The sequence below is a fragment of the Acidomonas methanolica genome (genome assembly GCF_004346035.1).
Lineage (GTDB): Bacteria > Pseudomonadota > Alphaproteobacteria > Acetobacterales > Acetobacteraceae > Acidomonas > Acidomonas methanolica.
This window is the reverse complement of record NZ_SLZN01000007.1, coordinates 80,921-99,453: the sequence shown is the minus strand read 5'-3', so window position 1 is coordinate 99,453 and position 18,533 is coordinate 80,921. Positions and strand designations below refer to the sequence as shown.

The following is an 18,533-nucleotide window of genomic DNA, read 5'->3' as shown; positions in this document are numbered from 1 at the left end:
ATTCGGGGCTCCCTTTCCGGGAGATTCGTTCCGAGTGACGATGTAGGGGAGCGCCGGGCGGGATTCAACTCTCCGCGACGCTTTTCCGCTCATTTCGACTCTTCCGGCCCTTTGGACACGACGACCATGGCGGGTTTGAGCAGGCGTCCGTGCAGCAGCCAGGTCGGCGTCCAGGCCTGGATGACGGTGCCGGCCGGGTGCTCGGCGCTGGGCTGTTCCGCCATGGCCTGATGCAGGTTGGCGTCGAAGCTCTGTCCGGCGGGGTGGCGATGGACGACGCCATGCCGCTCCAGAATGCCGAGCAGGCTGCGTTCCGTGCCCTCGAAACCCTCGCGCAGCTTGACCAGCAACCCGTCTTCGCCCTCGATTTTCGCCGGGAGGGAGGCCAGGCCGCGCTGAAGGTTCTCGGCGGCCTCGACGATGTCGCGCGCGAATTTCTGCACCGCGTACTGGCGCGCGTCGTCCACGTCCCGCTTGGCGCGGGCGCGGAAATTCTGCAACTCCGCCTCGGCGCGCATCCATTTGTCGCGGAATTCCTCGGCCTGCGTTTCCAGCTCGCGAATCCGGGCCGTGGCGGCCTGCATGGTTTCTTCCGCACCGGCATGGGGGGGCGTGTCCGGTGTTTCCGCGCCGGAGGTTTCCTGCGGGACTTCCGTCCGAACGTCCTGTTCCGTCGTCATCTGTGTCGTGCGACCTCTCATGCTCTGGCCCGGCGCCTCGTCATGAGCGCGCCGGGCGGATTTTTCTCCGGGATGGTCTCCCCCGCGAGGGGATGGCCCGGTGGTCCCGGCCTGTCCAGTGACCTGAGGTGGCGGTCAAAACGGCTCAGGCAAGGGGGTGGCGTGAAATTTTGCGGGGCGGCGGGATCTAGCTGCCGAGCGCCCGCTTCGCCGTGAAGCCGAGCGACAGCATCGTGACGCCCGCGAAAATGAGTTCCACGCCGATGAAGGTGCCGATCAGCCAGAGCCCGGACCAGGGCAGCATTGCGTAGATCAGCACGCCGAGCACCACCGAGACCACGCCGCTCAGCAGGGCCAGCCACCATGTCGCCAGATAGCGATGGCCGAAGGCCCAGATCGCGCGCGCAACGCCGGAGATGATCAGCAGCCCCGCGACGAAGGCGGTGAGGAAGATGGAGCCGGTGACGGGTTCGTCGATCAGCAGCAGGCCGGCCACGATATACAGCACGCCGCCCAGCGCCGCGAGCCAGCGATTGCCCGTCGAGGCGCTGGAATGGGCGAAGGATTGCGCGAGCTGGACGATGCCGGCGATCACCAGCAGCATGCCGATCGCCAGGACGCTGGTCAGCGTCAGCAGCCATGCCTCGCCGAGCGCGAGCATGCCGAGCAGGAGGAGGACCACGCCCAGAGCGATGAGCCAGCCCGGTTTCAGGGTGACGGTGGGCAGGGATGGGGAGAAGGATGGGAAGGGGTTCGAGCCGGACATTGGGTCTCTCGCTTCTTGGCGTTTCGATGTAGCGACGTGAAGGGAACATGGCAGAAGAGGCGAGGGAACGCCACCATCCTTCGACTCCCGGCGGCCGCACGCTATTGCGCCCGTTACGCTATTGCGAATGAATATCATATTCAGTATCTCTCCCCTCCGGACAGGAATGGAAGGGGATGTGATGCGGGCGATCCATTATCAGCGGCGCAGGAATCAGTGGCGCCGGGATCAGCGGCGCAAGGCTGCGCTTTGCGTCATCGGGCTGCTCGCCGCCGGTCCGGCAGGAGGGTCTGCGGCGGGCGAAGCGGCGGAGACGCGCTCGGGGGAGAAAGCCGTCCACCGGAACGCCGAACGTCGAGCGGCGCAAATGGAGACGGGCAGGACGGCCGGAAGTGGCACCGTGCCGAAGCCGGTGGCGGAACACATCCGGGTGCAGGGCCACTATGTCTCGACGATGGCGTCCTCGGCCACCAAGTCGGACACGCCGCTGGTGGACACGGCGCAGTCGGTCACGGTCATCACACGCAACGAGATGGACGTGCGCGGGGTGTTGAATCTCAATCAGGCGGTGCGTTACGCGGCGGGCATCACGGCGAATCTGCGCGGCGGCGGAGTCGGCACGCGCTACGACCTGTTCCAGCTGCGCGGCTTCACGGTGCCGACCTTTCTCGACGGGTTGAAGCTGCAACCGAGCCCCACCGGCTATGCGACCGCGCAGACCGACACCTCGCGTCTGGAGCGCGTCGAGATCCTCAAGGGGCCGGCTTCCGCGCTGTACGGCCAGTCCAGCCCCGGCGGGCTGGTGGCGCTGTCGAGCAAGCTGCCGCTGGACAAGAGGTTCTATGGCGGGGTGACGGCGACGGGCGGGAGCTTCGACCTCTATCGCGTGGATGCCGATGCCGGCGGCTATGCGACGGAGAACGGCTTCGTCCGCTATCGCATCTACGGCACGGTCAACGGCCAGCACAGCCAGCTCAGCCGCACGGGGAGTCGCCGCTTCTCCATCAGTCCGGCCGTCACTTTCGGCGGCGGCGGCCCGACGACGCTGACGCTGCTCGGCAATTATCAATACGATCCCGAGAACGGCAGCTATGGCGGCGTTCCGCTGATCGGCTCGCTCAAGCCCGCCGCCTTCGGCTATCTGCCGCGGAACTTCTATGACGGGGACGTGTCCTTCGAGAAGTTCAACCGCAGGCAGGGCGCGATCACCTATCTCTTCGATCATCAGTTCGACAAGGACTGGAGCTTCACCTCGCGCGGGCGCTATGACGATATCAGGACCATCTATCGCAGCGTCTATAACGCGGGGTACTGGAGCGGGCCGTATACGCTCCCGCGCTATGTCTGGGGGGCGAGCGAGCACACGCATAATCTGGCCTTCGACAGTCATTTCAACGGTCATGTCCGCACGGGGCCGTTGAGTCATGCGCTGATGTTCGGCTTTGACTACATGCAGCAGAGCGCGACGAATCTCGAGATTTCCGGCTCGGCGCCGCCGCTGGACGTCCGTGATCCGAACTATGATCAGGCGATCACGAGCTATCCTTATATGCACTACCTGACGCAGCAGCATCAGATCGGCATCTACGCGCAGGACGAGGTCCGCTGGCGCAATCTGATCCTGACCGGCAGCCTGCGCAATGACTGGTACCGGTCGCATCAGGCGGAAACCTTCCAAGGATCCAGCACGAAGGAGACGCCGACGCAGATCACCTGGCGCGCCTCGGGCCTGTATCATTTCGATTTCGGCCTGGCGCCGTATATCAGCTACTCCACGTCCTTCCAGCCGCAGGCGGGCATCGTTTCCAATGACGGCGGCAAGTCCTTCCACCAGGCCGATCCGTCCCTGGGCAAGCAGCTGGAAGGCGGGGTGAAATACCAGATTCCGGGAACGCCGATCCTGCTGACCGCCGCGGCCTTCCATATCGAGCAGACCAACGTGCTCGTTTCCTCGGCCACCAATGCCTACAGCACGCAAAGCGGGCTGGTTCATTCGGACGGCTTCGAGTTCGAGGCCCATATCGATGCCTATAAGAACCTGATGGTCACGGCGGCCTTCAGCACGCAGGACGTCCATGACGATTCGACCGGCAAGCCGTTGATCCAGTCCGGCAAGGGCAATGCCTCGCTCTTCGCCTTCTATACGATGCCATCGGGGTGGATGAAGGGGTTCGGCATTGGCGGCGGGTTGCGCTACGCGGCGCGCGCCTATGGCGGCCAGGCGACCTATGGCGCGGTGAATGTCCCGAGCTATGTGGTGTTCGACGCTTCCGCCTCCTACGATCTCGGCACTCTCGATCCGTCGCTCAAGCGGTGGAAGCTGCGGGCGAGCGTGCGGAATCTCTTCGACAGGAACTACATCGCCAACTGCCTGAGCTATGCGTCCTATAATCAGGAATATTGCTATTACGGCGCGCAGCGGAATGCGCAGGCGAGCATAGGGTATAGCTGGTAAGGGGCGCGAGGCGGCTGGTCATCCGTCCGAAACGGGGTTAGACAACCCGTTTCGGCGTCCGGGCTGGTCCGGGTGTGGCAGGAACGATGTGACGATGAGCTGGCTGACCGAATATGTCCGCCCCAAGATCCGGGGGCTGCTGAAGCGCGAGGTTCCCGACAATCTCTGGACGAGCTGCGAGGCGTGCTCCCAGATGATCCTGAACCGCGATCTCGAGAAATTCCACAAGGTCTGCCCCTATTGCGGTCATCACATGTCGGCGGGCGCGCTGGAGCGGCTGGGCTGGACGTTCGACAACGGCGAGTTCACGCGGATCGAGCTGCCGAAGACGCCGTCCGATCCGCTCGGGTTCCGCGACGGCAAACGGTATACGGACCGGCTCAAGGAGGCGCGCGCCAAGTCGCATCTCGACGATGCGCTGGTGGTCGCGCATGGGAAGATCGGCGGGCATGACGCGGTCGTGGCGGTCATGGCCTTCGAGTTCATGGCGGGGTCGATGGGCACCGCGACGGGCGAGGCGTTTCTGTCCGCCTGCCGTCTGGCGGTCCTGCAGAAGGCGCCGCTGATCGTGTTCACCGCCTCGGGCGGGGCGCGGATGCAGGAGGGGATGCTCTCTCTGATGCAGATGCCGCGCACCACCATCGGCGTGGAGATGCTCAACGATGCGAAACTGCCTTATATCGTGGTGCTGACGCATCCGACGACGGGCGGGGTTTCGGCGTCTTTCGCCATGCTCGGGGACATTCATCTGGCCGAGCCGAATGCGCAGATCGCCTTTGCCGGGCCGCGCGTGATTCAGGACACGGTGCGCGAGAAGCTGCCGGAGGGGTTCCAGCGCGCGGAATATCTGCTGGATCACGGCATGGTGGATCGTGTCGTGCCGCGCGGGGAGCTGACGGGGGAGCTGGCGCGGCTCATCGGGTTGCTGATGAGCGGCACGTCGGCCGCTCTCCCCGCGTTGCCTGTTGCCGAACCCGCCTGACGCTTTTTTCATGAGTGTCATGGGAGCGCCCGCGCGGCTGGCTGATGAATATACGGGCCGCGCGGGAGAGGTTCTGGCGCGGTTGCAGGATCTTTATCCCAAGCTGATCGATCTTTCGCTCGACCGGCTGTGTGTCCTGCTGGAGAAGCTGGGCCATCCCGAGCGGGCGCTGCCGCCGGTGATTCATGTGGCGGGGACGAACGGCAAGGGCAGCACCTGCGCCGTCTTGCGGGCGATCGCGGAGGCGGCGGGATGGCGGGTGCATGTCATGACCAGTCCGCATCTGGTCAGCGTGACGGAGCGGTTCCGCGTCGGCGGGACGCTGGTGACGGAAGAGGCGTTGGTGGCGGCGCTCGAAGAGGTGGTCCGCGTCAATGACGGTGCGCCGATCACGGTGTTCGAGGTGCTGACGGCGGCGGGGTTCCTGATCTTCGCGCGGGAGCCGGCCGATCTGGCGATCATCGAGGTCGGGCTGGGCGGGCGGCTGGACGCGACGAACGTGGTGACGCCCGTGGCCTGTGCGATCGCGTCGATCAGCCTCGATCATCAGGCGTTTCTGGGGGAGACGCTGGCGGCGATCGCGGCGGAGAAGGCCGGGATCATGAAGCCGGGCGTGCCGGTCGTGGCGGCGGCGCAGGCGCCGGAGGTCGAGGCCGTGTTGCGGGAGACGGCGGCGCGTGTCGGCGCGCCGCTCTGGCGGTTCGGGGACTCGGTGCGGGTGGAGGCGGGTCCGGACGGGCTGACATATCGCGATCCGAAGGGGATGCTGGTTCTGCCGTTGCCGGGTCTGGCGGGGCCGCATCAGGTGCGGAACGCGGCGCTGGCGGTGGCGGCGTTGCGGGCGAGCGGGCTGGGCGTGCCGGACCATGCCTGGGCGGGTGTCGCGCGGGCGGAATGGCCCGCGCGGATGCAGCGTTTGCGGGGCGCGCTGGCGGCGCGGTTGCCCGAGGGGTGGGAACTCTGGCTGGATGGCGGCCATAATCCGGGGGCCGGGGAGGCGTTGGCGGAGATGCTGCGCGAGTGGCGGGACCGTCCCTTGCATCTCGTCATCGGCATGAAGCAGAGCAAGGATGCGAGCGGGTTTCTCGATCCGTTGCTGGATCTGGCCGATACGATTCAGGCGGTGGCGGAGACAGGGCAGCATCTGGCCGCGCCGGTGGAGGAGATTCTGGCGGCCGCGCGGGGGCGGGCGGTGGCCGGGCCGGTCGTGGAGGCGGCGCTGGACAGGCTGCGGCAGGACGGCGGCGCGCCGGGGCGGGTGCTGATCTGCGGGAGCCTGTATCTCGCGGGGGTGGTGCTGGCGCGGGACGGCGTGACGCCGGAGTGACGGGGCCGGGCTTTGGGCTTTACTCCACGGCCGCGAGGCCGCGCAGGATCGCCCAGCCGGTCCAGAGCCACCAGGCGGCAGTCATGGCCCAGGGCACGACCATGAGCACGGCGCCCGCGCCGAAGGTGATGGCGGCCAGTCCGGTCACGATCGTGTGGGTCAGCGCGATGGCGAGCGTGGCGAAGAGGCCGGTCCAGAAGATGCGGATCTGCCAATCGAAGCTGGCGCGCAGGAGCGGGCCGTGGCGGAAGCGGTGACGATAGGCGAGGAATGCGCCGATCGGGGCCGTGATCACGGTGAAGAACGCGAAGATGTAGAGCACGTAGATCGTCATGGCCCAGAAGCGGCCCTTGCGGTCGAGCGCCGGGTGCGGTGCCCATCGGCTGGTGGAGAACGTGTCGGTATAGTCGTTTCTCATAGGAACTGATCTTTCAGTCATGGGCGTTGCCAGACTGTAAGCAAAAATCATGCCATGATGGGTTTGGCTGGTTTTTGCAGGGGTGAATGGTCGGGTGCGCCAGTTTGTGGTGCGATTTGTCGGGGGTGTTTCTTCTTTTTCTGAAGAAAAAGAAGCAAAAAGACTTTTGGTTCTTTGGCGACGGAGCTTCACTGGGGACTCCCAGGCAAGGTCGAAAAAGTTTTTTGGTTCTTTTTTCAAAAAAGAACGACACCGAAGCCGGGTGGGGAATGGGGAGGGTCTTCTTTTTCTGAAGAAAAGGAAGCAAAAAGACGTTCGATCGCTTGGGTTCGGGAGTCTCGCCGGGGGATTTCGTCGCCAGGTCGGAAAAGTTTTTGGTTCTTTTTTTCAATAAAGGAACGAAGGCCGGTGCTGTGACGCGTGTTCCCGAGATCGATCCGTTTCATGCCATCACGTTGAGCGCGCTGGCGCATCGCCTGGCGGCGGAGGGGCGGAGCGTCATTCATATGGAGTTCGGCCAGCCTTCGACGGGGGCGCCGCGCGAGGCGATCGCGCGGGCGCATCATGTGCTGGACACCGATCCGATGGGGTATTGGGAGAGCCAGCCGCTCAAGGAGCGGATCGCGCGGCATTATCGGGCGCAATATGGCGTCGATGTCGCGCCGGAGCGGATCGTGCTGACCTGCGGGGCGTCGCCCGCGCTGGTTCTGGCCTTGAGCAGTTGCTTTGCGCCGGGCGCGCGGGTGGCTGTGGCGCGGCCCGGCTATGTGGCGTATCGCAATACGTTGCGGGCGCTGCATATGGAGCCGGTGGAGATCGCCTGCGGGGCGGCGGAGCGTTTTCAGTTGACGGCCGGGGCGGTGGCGGCGCTGGAGCCTGCGCCGGAGGGGCTCATCGTGGCGAGTCCGGCCAATCCGACGGGGACGATCCTGTCCGGCGCGGCGCTGGCGGCGATCGTGGAGGTGTGCCGGGCGCGGAGCATCCGGATCGTTTCGGACGAGATCTATCATGGGCTGAGTTTCGGCGAGCCCGCGCGGTCGGTGCTGGAATTCGATCCGGAGGCGCTGGTGGTGAACAGCTTCTCCAAATATTTCAGCATGGCGCCGTGGCGGCTGGGCTGGCTCGTGGCGCCGGAGGACAGGGTCGCGGCGGCGCGGGCTCGGATGGGCAATCTGTTTCTCACGCCGCCCGCGCTGAGCCAGCATGCGGGGCTTGTGGCGTTCGAGTGCCGCGAGGAGCTGGAGGGGCATCTGGCGGTCTATCGGCGCAATCGCGATCTCATGCTGGAGGCGTTGCCGGGATGGGGGGTGCGGCGGATCGCGCCGCCGGACGGGGCGTTCTATCTCTGGGCGGATATCGGGCATCTGACGGATGACAGCCTTGCATTCTGCGAGGCGTTGCTGCGCGAAACGGGGGTGGCGACCGCGCCGGGGGTGGATTTCGACCCGGTGGAGGGGCGGCGTTTCATGCGCTTCAGCTTCGCCGTCTCGACCGATCGGGTGGAGGAGGCGATCCGGCGGATGACGCCGTGGTTCGCGGCGCGGATGGAGGCGGGGGCGTGACGATTCATGTGTGGTGGCTGTTCGCGGTGACGGTGTTCCTGCTGAGCGCGACGCCGGGGCCGAACATGCTGCATGCGTTGACGCGGAGCGTGCATCTGGGATTCAGGCGGGCGGCGCCGGCATTCGCGGGGTGTCTCTCGGCGGTGTTCTGCGTGCTGGTGCTGTCGGCGGCGGGGGTGGGGACGCTGCTGGCGGCGTTGCCGCGCCTGTTCGACGTGATCCGCTATGCGGGGGCCGGGTATCTGCTGTGGCTGGGGGTTCGGGCCTGGATGGCGCCGGTGCATGACGCGGGCGAGGCGGCGGTCGTCGGGCCGGGGATGACGGGTTGGGGCGTGTATCGGGGCGGATTTCTGACCGGGATCAGCAATCCGAAGCTGTTGCTGTTCGCGGCGGCGTTCTTTCCGCAATTCATCGATCGTCATGCGGCGGTGGCGGGGCAGTTCGCCATTCTGATCGCGACCTTCGTGGGGATCGAGTCCTTCTGGCTGCTGCTGTATGGGTTGGGGGGACGGAAGCTGGCGCGCCTGATCGGCACGCCGCGCATGAAACGGCTGTTCAATCGGGTGACGGGGACGGTGTTTCTGGGGTTCGGGGCTGTGTTGCTGCGCGGGCGATCCTGAACGAACGGCGCCGTGCCGGGGATGGTCAGGCGGTTTGCCAGTTGGGGGAGACCAGCTTGTAGGGGGTCTCGAATTCCTCCACGGCGTCCGAAAAGCGGTCCGGCGGGCTGATGAGCATCGAGAGGGGCTGTGGCGCGCGGATATTGCGATGGATCATGCGGTTGACGGCGCGGTTGAAGATGCCGGGGCCGGTCTTGTAGGCGATGAAGAGATTCCTGTGTTGGTAGCTGTTGCGATAGAGCGAGAGCAGGCAGTCGTTCAGCACCGGGGAGCCGGGAATCGCGCCGAAAAAATCGTTGTGGACGTAGAAATTCGGCGTGATGAAGAACTGGTGTTCGGCGGTCGAGGCCAGGCTGTCGGCCGAGCGGAGGCGGAGATCGGCGTCGAGCCACCAGCCGCCATGCAGGGCGATGGCGTGGACGCGGAAGAAATCGGCGGCCTCGGCGGGGTGTCTGCTTTCGAGGAAGAGGGTGCGGGCTTCGATGCCGTAGGAATCGTAAAGGAGGTCCGCCGCCTCGTCGCGATCGTAGGTCTTGAACCGGGCGAGGCCGTCGAGGGTCTCGTGATAGTCGATATTGTCTTCGATTTCCGGAGGCGGGGCCTTGTCCCAGAACATGTAGAGATGGGGCGGGATGGTGCGCGCCGCAGGGGCGAAGCTGGCATATTTCGTCTGGAGCGCGACTTCGAGATAGCGGCAGTCCGCCTCCTCGCCGGTGTGGAAGGATTCATAGGCGTTGCCGATGAACTGGAGGGCCTGGGCGTGCGCGCCGTTCGTCCAGGCCATGCGGATGCCCGAGATGTAGTCCCCCATCGGGTGGCTGAGGGCGTAGAGTTCGGCCAGTTCGTGTTCCGGCAGGGTGTGGCCTGCCTTCAGCAGGCAGAGCAGGCGGGCCTGAAGGAGCGATTCCGGGCGGGGATATTCGGTCGGGCTGCCGGAGTGGCGGTCGAAGGCGAGGCGGTAGAAACGGCTGGCTTCGAAGGGTTTGCTGTCGGTATGGAGGATGTTGGCCAGCGTAAAAGCCGCCATCAGCGTCGTCATGTCATGATGGGTGACATAATGCCAGGCGCCGGGATCGTGCGCGACATCCGTTTCCGAAATATTAAAATTCAATGCCTGTGAATCAGTAGCCATCTGATGATAATTTCTATAGTGTCTACAGGGTATTTCGGAAAACTCTATATTGGATGCTTAACCTAGTTGGGGTGGAAAGAAAACCCTGATCCCTCTCGTCCGGGCGTGCCGACGGGTGGAGGGCTGACGCCGTGGCTGCCGGTCTGTTTCGGGGCCGGGGCGGCGGCGTATTTTCTCCCGGCGTTCGAGCCTGCGGCGTGGCCCGCGCTGCTGGGGCTCTGTCTCGCGGCGGCGGGTGTTGCGGTGCTGCGCGGACGCGGGGTCGCCGCTGTGCTGCCCGTCCTGCTGCTGCTGGGATCGCTGGGGTTTCTGGATGCGGTATGGAGCGCGCATCGCCGGGAGCCCATGCCGTTCCTGCCGTCCCGGGCGGTGGTTCTCCATGCGGTCGTGGCGGCGACCGAGACGGTGTCGCGCGATGACGGGGAGCCGCGGCGGAGGCTCGTGCTGCGGGACGGGGTGTTCGAGAGCGGGGTGGATATCGGCATGGCGCCGTTGCGGCGGATGCTGCGGGTGATGCAGCGGGCCGACGATCCGGCGCGTCCGGAGGTGGGGGCGCGGGTCAGGCTGCGCGCCCTATTGCGGCCGCCTGCGCCGCCTGCCGTGCCGGGCGGGCGGGATGTCCAGCGGGAGGCGTGGTTCAGCGGTCTGGCGGGGAGCGGGCGGGCGCTGGGGCCGGTGACGCTTTTTTCGCCCGGGTCCGGCGGGGGGCTGGAGAGCCTGCGCGAGGCGGTGGCCGCGCGGGTGGCGGCGGCGCTGCCGGGGCAGGTGGGGGCGATCGCGGCGACGCTGCTCGCGGGAAAAGGTGAGCGGATCGACCGGGCGGTGCGGCAGGATTTCGCGGCGTCAGGGCTCTCGCATCTGCTGGCTGTGGCGGGGCTGCATCTCGGGCTGGTGATGGCGGCGGTGATCGTGACGCTGCGGCTCGGTTTGGCGTTATGGCGGCGGGCGGCGGATCATTGGCCATGCAAGGAGATCGCGGTTTGCGCCGGGTTCGTGGCGGGGGCGGGCTATGTGCTGCTGACGGGTGCGCATCTGCCGGCGGTGCGGGCGCTGGGCATGGCGGCGGTCGGGGTTCTGGCGGTGCTGACGGGGCGGCGGGTGCTGTCCATGCGGGCCTTGGCGCTGGTGGCGCTCGGGGTGTTGGTCGTCGCGCCGGAATCGGTGCTCGACGTGTCGTTTCAGATGTCCTTTGCCGCGGTGATGGGGCTGATTGCCGGGTATGACGCGGTGCGACCGTGGCTGCGCCGGGCGAGGTCGTGGCTCGCGGGGCATGGTCTTGCGCTCGTATTGACGAGTCTGCTGGCGGGGAGTGCGACGCTGCCGGTGAGTCTGGCGCATTTCGGGGTGTTGCAGCCATGGTTCGTACTGGCGAATCTGGTGGCGGTGCCGTTGGCGGCGGTGTGGATCATGCCGTTGGGGCTGGCGGCGTTGTTGCTGATGCCGCTGCATCTGGCCGGTGGGGCGCTGGCGGCGATGGGGGCGGGGATCGCGCTTGTCATGCGGCTGGCGCATGCGGTGGCGGGGCTGCCTCTGGCGCAGACGGCGGTGCCTGCGATGCCGGGATGGGGGATTGGGGCGTATTTCCTCGGGTTGTGTCTGGTGTGTCTCGGGGTGGGGCGGTTGCGGCTGGCGGGGATCGGTCCCGTGCTGCTGGCGCTGGCGTCGCCGTGGCTGGTGGCGCGGCCTGTCGTGCTGGTGGCGCCGGATGCGGGTGTGATGGCTGTGCGGGAGGGGGGCGTTCTGGCCTTCGGGCCGGTTGGCGGGCTGGACCGTGGGGTGGAAGCGGACTGGCTGCGGAGTCTGGCGTTGCCGCGCGGGGTTTTGGCGGGGTGTGAGCAGGGGCTCTGTCGGGTCGGCGGGATCTTGCTGCGGGTTCGCGACCGGTCGGACGGGGATGTTTTGCCGGTATGTGACGGGGTGACGCTGTTTGTCAGCGTGTCGCCGGCGCGGGGGGCCTGTGCGGGGCGTCCCGTGGTGGACCGGTTCTCGGTGTGGAGAGACGGGGCCTATGCCGCGTACAGGGACGGCGACGGGTGGCGGCTGGTGTCCGATCGGTCCTGGAGAGGGGAGCGACTCTGGGTGCCCCCGCCCGGCGGGCGGGGACGGCCGAACCTGCCTTTGGCGCCGGCGGAGTAAGGCCCGGGGCGGCCCTCCTCCGTTGAGATCAGTTGGACGGCATGGGGCCGGGGCTGGCGAGCGGGGTGAGTTTCCGGTTGCCCGCCGCAGTGGCGGCGATCGGGGCGGCGCCGCCGAGATTGTTGAACCGTTCGGGGTGCTGGGACGCGTTCACGTCGCCGATGGGGCTGGGGTGGTGAAGATCGTCATATTGCAGCGGCTCGATGGACAAGGTCTGGTCCATGGTGGGCAGGAGCTTGACGTCCCATCCGCCGCCGAGGGCGCGGACGAGGCTGACATCCGCCTGGAAGAGACGGGTGGCGATCTGGACCTGGTTGATGCGGGTCTCGAGCGTCTGGACCTGTGAGAAGATGGCTTCGAGATAGGTGCCGACGCCGCCCTGATAGAGGGTCATGGTCATCTGCTGGGTTTGCAGCGTTGCGTCCACGGCCTTTTTCAGCGCGTCGTTCTCCCTGTACAGACGGTCGGTCAGGGAGAGGCCGTCCTCCACCTCCTTGAAGGAGGCGAGGACCTTGGAGCGGTAATCGTCCAGCGTCTCGCGATAGGCGGACCAGGAGCGTTGCAGCTCGGCGCGGCGGAGGCCGCCTTCGAAGATCGGCAGCGAGAAGGAGGCGCCGTAGGTCCAGAGCGAGTTCGCCAGATTGGCGAGATCGAACCCGTTCTGGTCGAAGCCGCCGCCGGCCGCGAGTGAGATATGCGGATAGAAGGCGGCGCGGGCGATGCCGATCCGGCGGTTGGCCTGAGCCATTTCGCGCTCGGCGCTGGCGATGTCCGGGCGGCGCTGGAGGAGCGCCGAGGGGATGCCGGTCGGGATATGCGGCTGGCTGAAGCCGAGGATTTCCGTCGGCTGGATATGGAAATTCGACGGCGAGGCGTTGGTCAGGACGGCGATGGCGTGCTCGGTGACCTGACGGGCGGCCTCGATGTCGAGTCTGGCGGCCTGTGTATTGTAGAGCTGGGTCATGGCGCGCATCACGTCCAGACGCGGCGCGGCCTGGTTCTTGAACTGGATGCGGGTGATGTCCAGCGCCTTCTGGTAGTAGCTGATCGACTGCGAGTAGATGGCGATCTGGGCGTCATAGCCGCGAAGCTGGACGTAATCCGAGGCGAGTTCCGCCTGGAGGCTCAGGCGCGACATCGCGTAATCGGCGGCCTTCTCCTGGGCGTACTGTTTCTGGGCGCGGATGTTGTTGCGAATCCGGGACCAGAAGTCGGGCTCCCAACTGGCGAGGCCCTGATAGCTCTCGTCCGTTGCCGTCGTCTCGCCCTTGTAGCGGAAGAGGCGGTCCGCGGATTGTTTGTTGTCCGACGCGCCGGCGGCGAGGCCGAAATGGGGCAGCAACTGGGAGCGGGCCTGCACGACCATGGCACGCGCCTGGATGAAGCGCTCGGCGGCGGCTTGCAGATCCGGGTTGCTCGCGGTCAGCCTGGCTTCCAGATCGTTCAGCGTCGGGTCACGCAGGAGGGTCCACCAGTCTTTCGGCAGGGCGGCGTCCGCCGGCGTGGCCTCGGCGAAGGGGGCCTGGCCGTGCCAGCTGGCGGGGACGATGAAGGTCGGCGGTTTGTAGGCCGGGGCGAGGTCGCAGGCGGACAATCCCGCGAGAGACAGGGCGGAGCCGGCGGACAGGACCTGACGGAGAAGACGGCTGGGGATCATTCTGATTTTCCGAAACCCGACTGGTTGTAGCCGCGGTCGGGCACGACGACGTTGACCTTGTCACCTTCGAGGAGGTCGGCGGGGGGGTTGGCGATGACGCGGTCGCTCGAATCGATGCCGAACTGGATTTCCGTCGAGGTGTCGGCCATGCGGCCCACGACGATATCCTGGAAATGAACGGTGTTGTCCGGCTTCACGAGCACGACCTGCATGCCTTTCTCCTGAAAGACCAGGGCGGAGGTGGGCAGTTCATACAGATGGGAGTGTTCGTTATGGGCCGTGAACGCCACGGAGGCGAAGGTGCCGGGCCAGAGAACCTCGTTGGGGTTGTCCATCGTGAATTCGGTGACGGCGGTGCGGGTGTTGGGGTCGTATCCGCGCGCCGTGGTCAGGAAGTGGGCGTCGAACGTGCGGCCCAGATATGGCGGGACGCTGACCTTGGCGGAGAGATCCGGCTGGAGGATGTAGGAGATGACTTCCGGCACCGAGACGAAGAGGCGGAGCCTGTGGACGTCGGCCACGGTGAAGAGTTCCGAGGCGGAGCCCGCTGAGGTCAGGTTGCCGCCGCCGTTACGCACGTAGTCGCCCACGCTGATTTCACGCGCGGTGACGACGCCGTCGAACGGGGCGACGATGATCTTGAATTTCTCCAGCGCCACGAAGTGATCGACATTGCGCTGGGCGGCGTCGACCTCGGCCTTGGCGGATTGTTCGTTCGCCTGGGCGACGGAGACGGACTGCCCCGAGACGGCGTGGGATTTGCCCATGTTCTGCCAGCGTTGCAGCGTCACGACGGCGAGGTTGTATTTCGCCGTGACCGAGGCGAGGGTCGCCTTGGCCTGTGCGTACTGGGCGTCCAGGGCCGGGGCGTTGATTTCGGCCAGGACGTCGCCGGCCTTCACATGGGCGCCGTAGTCCTTGTACCACATTTTCACGTAGCCCGAGACCTGCGGGTAGATCGGCGCCTGGTACCAGGCGTCGATCGTGCCAGGCAGGGTCAGGGAGACCTTGTCCGGCGATTTGATGGGCGTGACGACCGCCACGTCAGGGATGGCGCTTTCCTCGGTCGTCTGCTTCAGCACGACGGCGGCGCGGCCGCGTTCGACAAAGATATAGCCGACGTAGAACGCGAGGATGCACCCTCCCGCGATGGCGAAGAGTCTGGGAGAGGTGGCCATCAGGCGTGTTCCTTATGACGCGGTGCGCGGTTGTGAAGGATTGCGTAGACGCAGGGGACGAAGAGGAGGGTGGAGAGGGTGGCCACGATCAGCCCGCCGATGACGGCGCGGCCGAGCGGGGCGTTGGTGGAGTTGGAGGTCGCCATCGGGATCATGCCGACGACCATGGCCAGGGCGGTCATGAGGACGGGGCGGATGCGGCCGAAACCGGCCTCGACGGCGGCTTTCAGCGCGTCGCCGTGGATCTCGATGCGTTCGCGGGCGAAGGAGACGACGAGGATCGAGTTGGCGGTCGCGGTGCCCATGCACATGATCGCGCCGGTCAGGGCCGGGACGGAGAGGCGTGTTCCGGTGAGGAAGAGCGCCCAGGCGATGCCGCCGAGGGCGCCCGGCAACGCGGTGATGATGATGAACGGGTCCAGCCACGACTGGAAGTTCACCACGATCAGCAGGTAGATCAGGACGATCGAGATGCAGAGGCCGAAGATGAGCTGGGTATAGGCGCTGGCCATGGTGGTGGCCTGCCCGCGGACGTCCACGGCGGTCGAGCGCGGGACGTTGTGGGCGTCCTTCCTGATCACCTGGCGGACCGCATCCAGCACGGACCCCATATCCGTTCCTTCGATGTTCACGTAGATGTCCATCTCGGACATGGAGTTGTAGTGCGAGACCTCGCCCGGCGTGCCGGTCGCGACCACTTCGGCGATGGCGCCCATGAGCTGGGCATTGTCATGGGGGTCGCCGTCGCCTTTGTCCACCGGGGTGGTCAGCAGGTCGTTGAGATGGGTGAGCTGATCCTGCGATGTGTAGACGTTCAGCGGGAAGGTCACGTGGTCGACCGGATCGAGCCAGAATTGCGGATGGACGACGACCGAGCCGGCGAGGGTCAGCAGTTCGTTGTTGGCGAGATCCGTTTCCGTCATGCCCGTGGCCTGCATGAAGGTGCGCTTGCCGTTCACCAGCAGGGTCGGCGTGGACATGGTCTGCTGGATGTTGACGTCCGCCGTGCCCGGGATGTGGCGGATCAGGCTGATCAGGTGCTTGGCGTATTCGTAGTTGGCCTTCGAATCCGGGCCGGAAAGCTGGATGTCGATCGGCGCGGACGAGCCGAAATTCAGGATCTTGTCCGTCAGGTCGGCGGGCTGGAAGGTGAAGACCGTGCCGGGGAAGCGCCTGGAGAGGTCCTTGCGCAGCAGGGCGCGGTAGTCCCATACGGGCGACTGCTCGTCTTTCAGCGCGACGGTGATGTCGCAATCCTGCGTGCCGACGGTTGGCGAGGGCATGAAGGCCTGGTTGTGCGGGCCTTCCGGCAGGCCGCAATTCGAGATGATGTTATCGGTCTTGTCGGGCAGATCGGCGCGGATGCGATCGACGACCAGGGCGGAAATGCGTCCCGCGACCTCGATACGTGTGCCGAGGGGCGCGCGCATGTGCATCTGGAGCGTGTCGGACTTGACCTCGGGGAAGAAGTCGCGCCCCGCGATCAGATAGAGGCCCATCGAGCCGACGGAGATGAGAAGGAAGACGCCGACGAAGGTCTTTCTGCGCGCCACGCAGTTTTCGAGAACGTGGCCGTACCCGTTGCGGAAGCGGGTGAAGCGGGCCTCGAACCCCTGCTGGAAGCGGCCGAAGATGCTCTTCGGGGGCGGTTTGGCGTGTGAATGGGCCATGTCGACGGCATCGACGGCCTGGTCGTCGATGCCGTGCGGGTCCGGCGCTTCGGCGTGGCCGCCGTGATGGATCTGGCCGGCGAGGAGGTATTTCGCCATCGTCGGCACGAGGGTCCGCGACAGGATGAACGAGGCGATCATCGCGAACATGATGGCCAGCGCCATCGGCATGAACAGATAGCCCGAGACGCCGGACAGCTCGAAGAGCGGCAGCCAGACGATGCAGATGCATGTCGTCGAGACGAAGGTCGGGATGACGATCTGGTTGGCCGCGTCGATGATGGCGAGTTCGAGTTCCTTGCCCATCTCCAGATGGGTGTCGATGTTCTCGATCATGACGGTCGCGTCGTCGACGAGGATGCCGACGGCGAGCGCCAGGCCGCCGAGCGTCATCACGTTGATCGACTGCCCGGCCCATCCGAGGCCGATGATCGAGGAGAGGATCGCAAGCGGGATGGAGGTCGCGATGATGATGGTCGAGCGCCAGGAGCCGAGGAAGAGCAGCACGACGATGCCGGTGAGGAACGAGGCCGTGACCATCTCGCGGACGACGTCCTTGATCTGGTCCTTCACCATGATCGAGGCGTCCTGGAGGACCGAGACGTGGACGTCTTCCGGAAGGATGGCGCGCAGACGGGGGAGAAGCGCCTTGGTGGCGGAGACGACGTCGAGCGTGGAGGCGGTGCCGCCCTTCTGGGTGATGACCTCCACGGCCTGACGTCCCTTCACGAGGACGAGGTTCGTCTGCGGGTGGCCGCCGCGATACACGTCCGCGACGTCGCGGACGTAGATCACGGCGTTGCCGACGCGCTTGACGGGGAGGTTGGCGATATCCTCCATCGACTCGGCGGTGGCGTTCGTCTGCACCATCCAGTCCGTGGCGTCGATTTTCTGGTCGCCGGCGGGAAGGACGATGTTCTGGTCGGTCAGAGCGGCCTGGACGTCGGAGGCGGAGAGGTGGTGCGCGCGGAGCTGCTGCTGGTTGAGCGACACCATCACGAAGCTGTCCATGCCGCCATAGGGATGGGCGACGACGGCGCCGGGGACGGTGGCCAGCAGCGGCCTCACGCGGATGACGCCGAGCTTGAACAGATCCGACGGGGTCTCCTTCTCCGAGGTGATCTGGAGCGAGATGACGGGCACCTGTGACGGATTCAGGGCCACGATCATCGGGGCCGGCACTTTGGGCGGCAGGCCGAGGAGGATGGTCTGGGCGATCGACGTCACTTCCGCCTCGGCGGTGCCGATCGGGGTGCCGGGCTGGAAGTAGATGTCGACGATCGAGCGGCCGTAATAGGAGTTCGACTCCATGTGCTCGATGTTCTGCACCGTCGTGGTGACGGCGAGCTCGAAATTATAGGTGATGCGGCCTGCGAATTGCTCGGGCAGGAGGCCGTTATAGGTCCATACGACGGCGACCACGGGCACCTTGATCTCCGGGAACACGTCCGTTGGAGTCTTGAAGATCGAGAGGACGCCGAAAAGCAGGATCAGAATCGACAGGACGACGAAGGTGAGGGGTCGCCGCAGGGCGGTGACGACAATTGCATTCATCGGTTCTGGTATCCGTTGGCTTTTTTATTTCGGTCCGCCGCAGTTCGTCTTGCGAGTTTGTGACGTGTGTATCGCGTGATTAGGTTCTGCTTTGGCCGCATCTTGCCCGTATTTTTATGTTGCCCCGGTTCAATCGAAAATAGGGGGTGATCGAAGGAAAGTCGCGTAAATGTTATTTTAGGAAGGGCGCGTCTGCAACCACCTCTCCTCGCGACTCGGACGAATGACGCGATGCCATTTTTCCGCCTTGACTTCATGGCTCATTGCCATTAATTTACCGTTAATGGCGGAGAATCCTGTTGGATTTTTTCCGTTATTGGGGACGGGGTGTCGTGATTGGATGTGTGAATCGGGATTGCAATTGTTCTCGTTTTGTTCCAGTTTTGGTTTCGCGAA

At 65.6% G+C, this 18,533-nt stretch carries 13 protein-coding genes; 6 read left to right on the top strand and 7 right to left on the bottom strand.

Annotation, left to right across the window (positions count from 1 at the left end):
* Positions 1 to 89: 89 nt before the first annotated feature.
* Positions 90 to 701 (bottom strand): nucleotide exchange factor GrpE, encoded by a 612-nt coding sequence (locus EDC31_RS07855; RefSeq protein ID WP_042061086.1) that lies wholly within the window; start codon positions 699 to 701, stop codon positions 90 to 92.
* Between the two features lie 166 nt (positions 702 to 867).
* On the bottom strand, positions 868 to 1,446 hold the full coding sequence (locus tag EDC31_RS07850; RefSeq protein WP_042061084.1) for an HdeD family acid-resistance protein: 579 nt from the start codon (positions 1,444 to 1,446) through the stop codon (positions 868 to 870).
* A 181-nt stretch (positions 1,447 to 1,627) separates the two neighbouring features.
* Between EDC31_RS07850 and EDC31_RS07845 the strand changes: the two genes are divergently transcribed.
* The 3 genes from EDC31_RS07845 to EDC31_RS07835 all read left to right on the top strand — a co-directional run bounded on the left by EDC31_RS07845 (position 1,628) and on the right by EDC31_RS07835 (position 6,210).
* Positions 1,628 to 3,901, top strand: a complete 2,274-nt coding sequence (locus EDC31_RS07845) for a TonB-dependent siderophore receptor (RefSeq protein WP_081797814.1) — start codon at positions 1,628 to 1,630, stop codon at positions 3,899 to 3,901.
* A 94-nt stretch (positions 3,902 to 3,995) separates the two neighbouring features.
* Entirely contained in the window at positions 3,996 to 4,883 is an 888-nt protein-coding gene (gene accD, locus EDC31_RS07840) for an acetyl-CoA carboxylase, carboxyltransferase subunit beta (protein ID WP_042061082.1), read from the top strand.
* 19 nt (positions 4,884 to 4,902) lie between these two features.
* Positions 4,903 to 6,210, top strand: a complete 1,308-nt coding sequence (locus EDC31_RS07835) for a bifunctional folylpolyglutamate synthase/dihydrofolate synthase (protein WP_132126989.1) — start codon at positions 4,903 to 4,905, stop codon at positions 6,208 to 6,210.
* Positions 6,211 to 6,229: 19 nt separating this feature from the next.
* Here the strand turns inward: EDC31_RS07835 and EDC31_RS07830 are convergent, their stop codons facing one another.
* The gene (locus tag EDC31_RS07830) at positions 6,230 to 6,628 is read right to left on the bottom strand and encodes a hypothetical protein (RefSeq protein WP_186819999.1); all 399 of its coding nucleotides are present in this window, start codon (positions 6,626 to 6,628) and stop codon (positions 6,230 to 6,232) included.
* Between the two features lie 413 nt (positions 6,629 to 7,041).
* On the opposite strand from EDC31_RS07830, the gene EDC31_RS07825 reads away from it, so the two are divergent.
* Entirely contained in the window at positions 7,042 to 8,190 is a 1,149-nt protein-coding gene (locus EDC31_RS07825; RefSeq protein WP_042060633.1) for a pyridoxal phosphate-dependent aminotransferase, read from the top strand.
* A complete protein-coding gene (locus EDC31_RS07820; RefSeq protein ID WP_042060631.1) occupies positions 8,187 to 8,810 on the top strand; it encodes a LysE family translocator in 624 nt (207 codons plus the stop codon). The genes EDC31_RS07825 and EDC31_RS07820 overlap by 4 nt, the downstream gene beginning before the upstream one ends.
* A 25-nt stretch (positions 8,811 to 8,835) precedes the next feature.
* Here the strand turns inward: EDC31_RS07820 and EDC31_RS07815 are convergent, their stop codons facing one another.
* Complete coding sequence (locus EDC31_RS07815) at positions 8,836 to 9,942, bottom strand: glycosyltransferase family 32 protein (RefSeq protein WP_042060629.1); 1,107 nt, start codon at positions 9,940 to 9,942, stop codon at positions 8,836 to 8,838.
* A gap of 105 nt (positions 9,943 to 10,047) precedes the next feature.
* Between EDC31_RS07815 and EDC31_RS07810 the strand changes: the two genes are divergently transcribed.
* Positions 10,048 to 12,078, top strand: a complete 2,031-nt coding sequence (locus EDC31_RS07810) for a ComEC/Rec2 family competence protein (RefSeq protein ID WP_132126983.1) — start codon at positions 10,048 to 10,050, stop codon at positions 12,076 to 12,078.
* A 28-nt stretch (positions 12,079 to 12,106) separates the two neighbouring features.
* Here EDC31_RS07810 and EDC31_RS07805 read toward each other — a convergent pair whose 3' ends face one another.
* The 3 genes from EDC31_RS07805 to EDC31_RS07795 are packed head-to-tail and all read right to left on the bottom strand — an operon-like array spanning position 12,107 to position 18,137.
* Positions 12,107 to 13,735: an efflux transporter outer membrane subunit gene (locus tag EDC31_RS07805; RefSeq protein ID WP_081797816.1), complete on the bottom strand. Its 1,629-nt coding sequence runs from the start codon at positions 13,733 to 13,735 to the stop codon at positions 12,107 to 12,109.
* Positions 13,732 to 14,913, bottom strand: coding sequence for an efflux RND transporter periplasmic adaptor subunit (locus tag EDC31_RS07800; RefSeq protein WP_132126982.1), 1,182 nt, complete (start codon positions 14,911 to 14,913; stop codon positions 13,732 to 13,734). The genes EDC31_RS07805 and EDC31_RS07800 overlap by 4 nt, the downstream gene beginning before the upstream one ends.
* Positions 14,913 to 18,137 (bottom strand): efflux RND transporter permease subunit, encoded by a 3,225-nt coding sequence (locus EDC31_RS07795; RefSeq protein ID WP_132126981.1) that lies wholly within the window; start codon positions 18,135 to 18,137, stop codon positions 14,913 to 14,915. The genes EDC31_RS07800 and EDC31_RS07795 overlap by 1 nt, the downstream gene beginning before the upstream one ends.
* Positions 18,138 to 18,533: the final 396 nt, after the last annotated feature.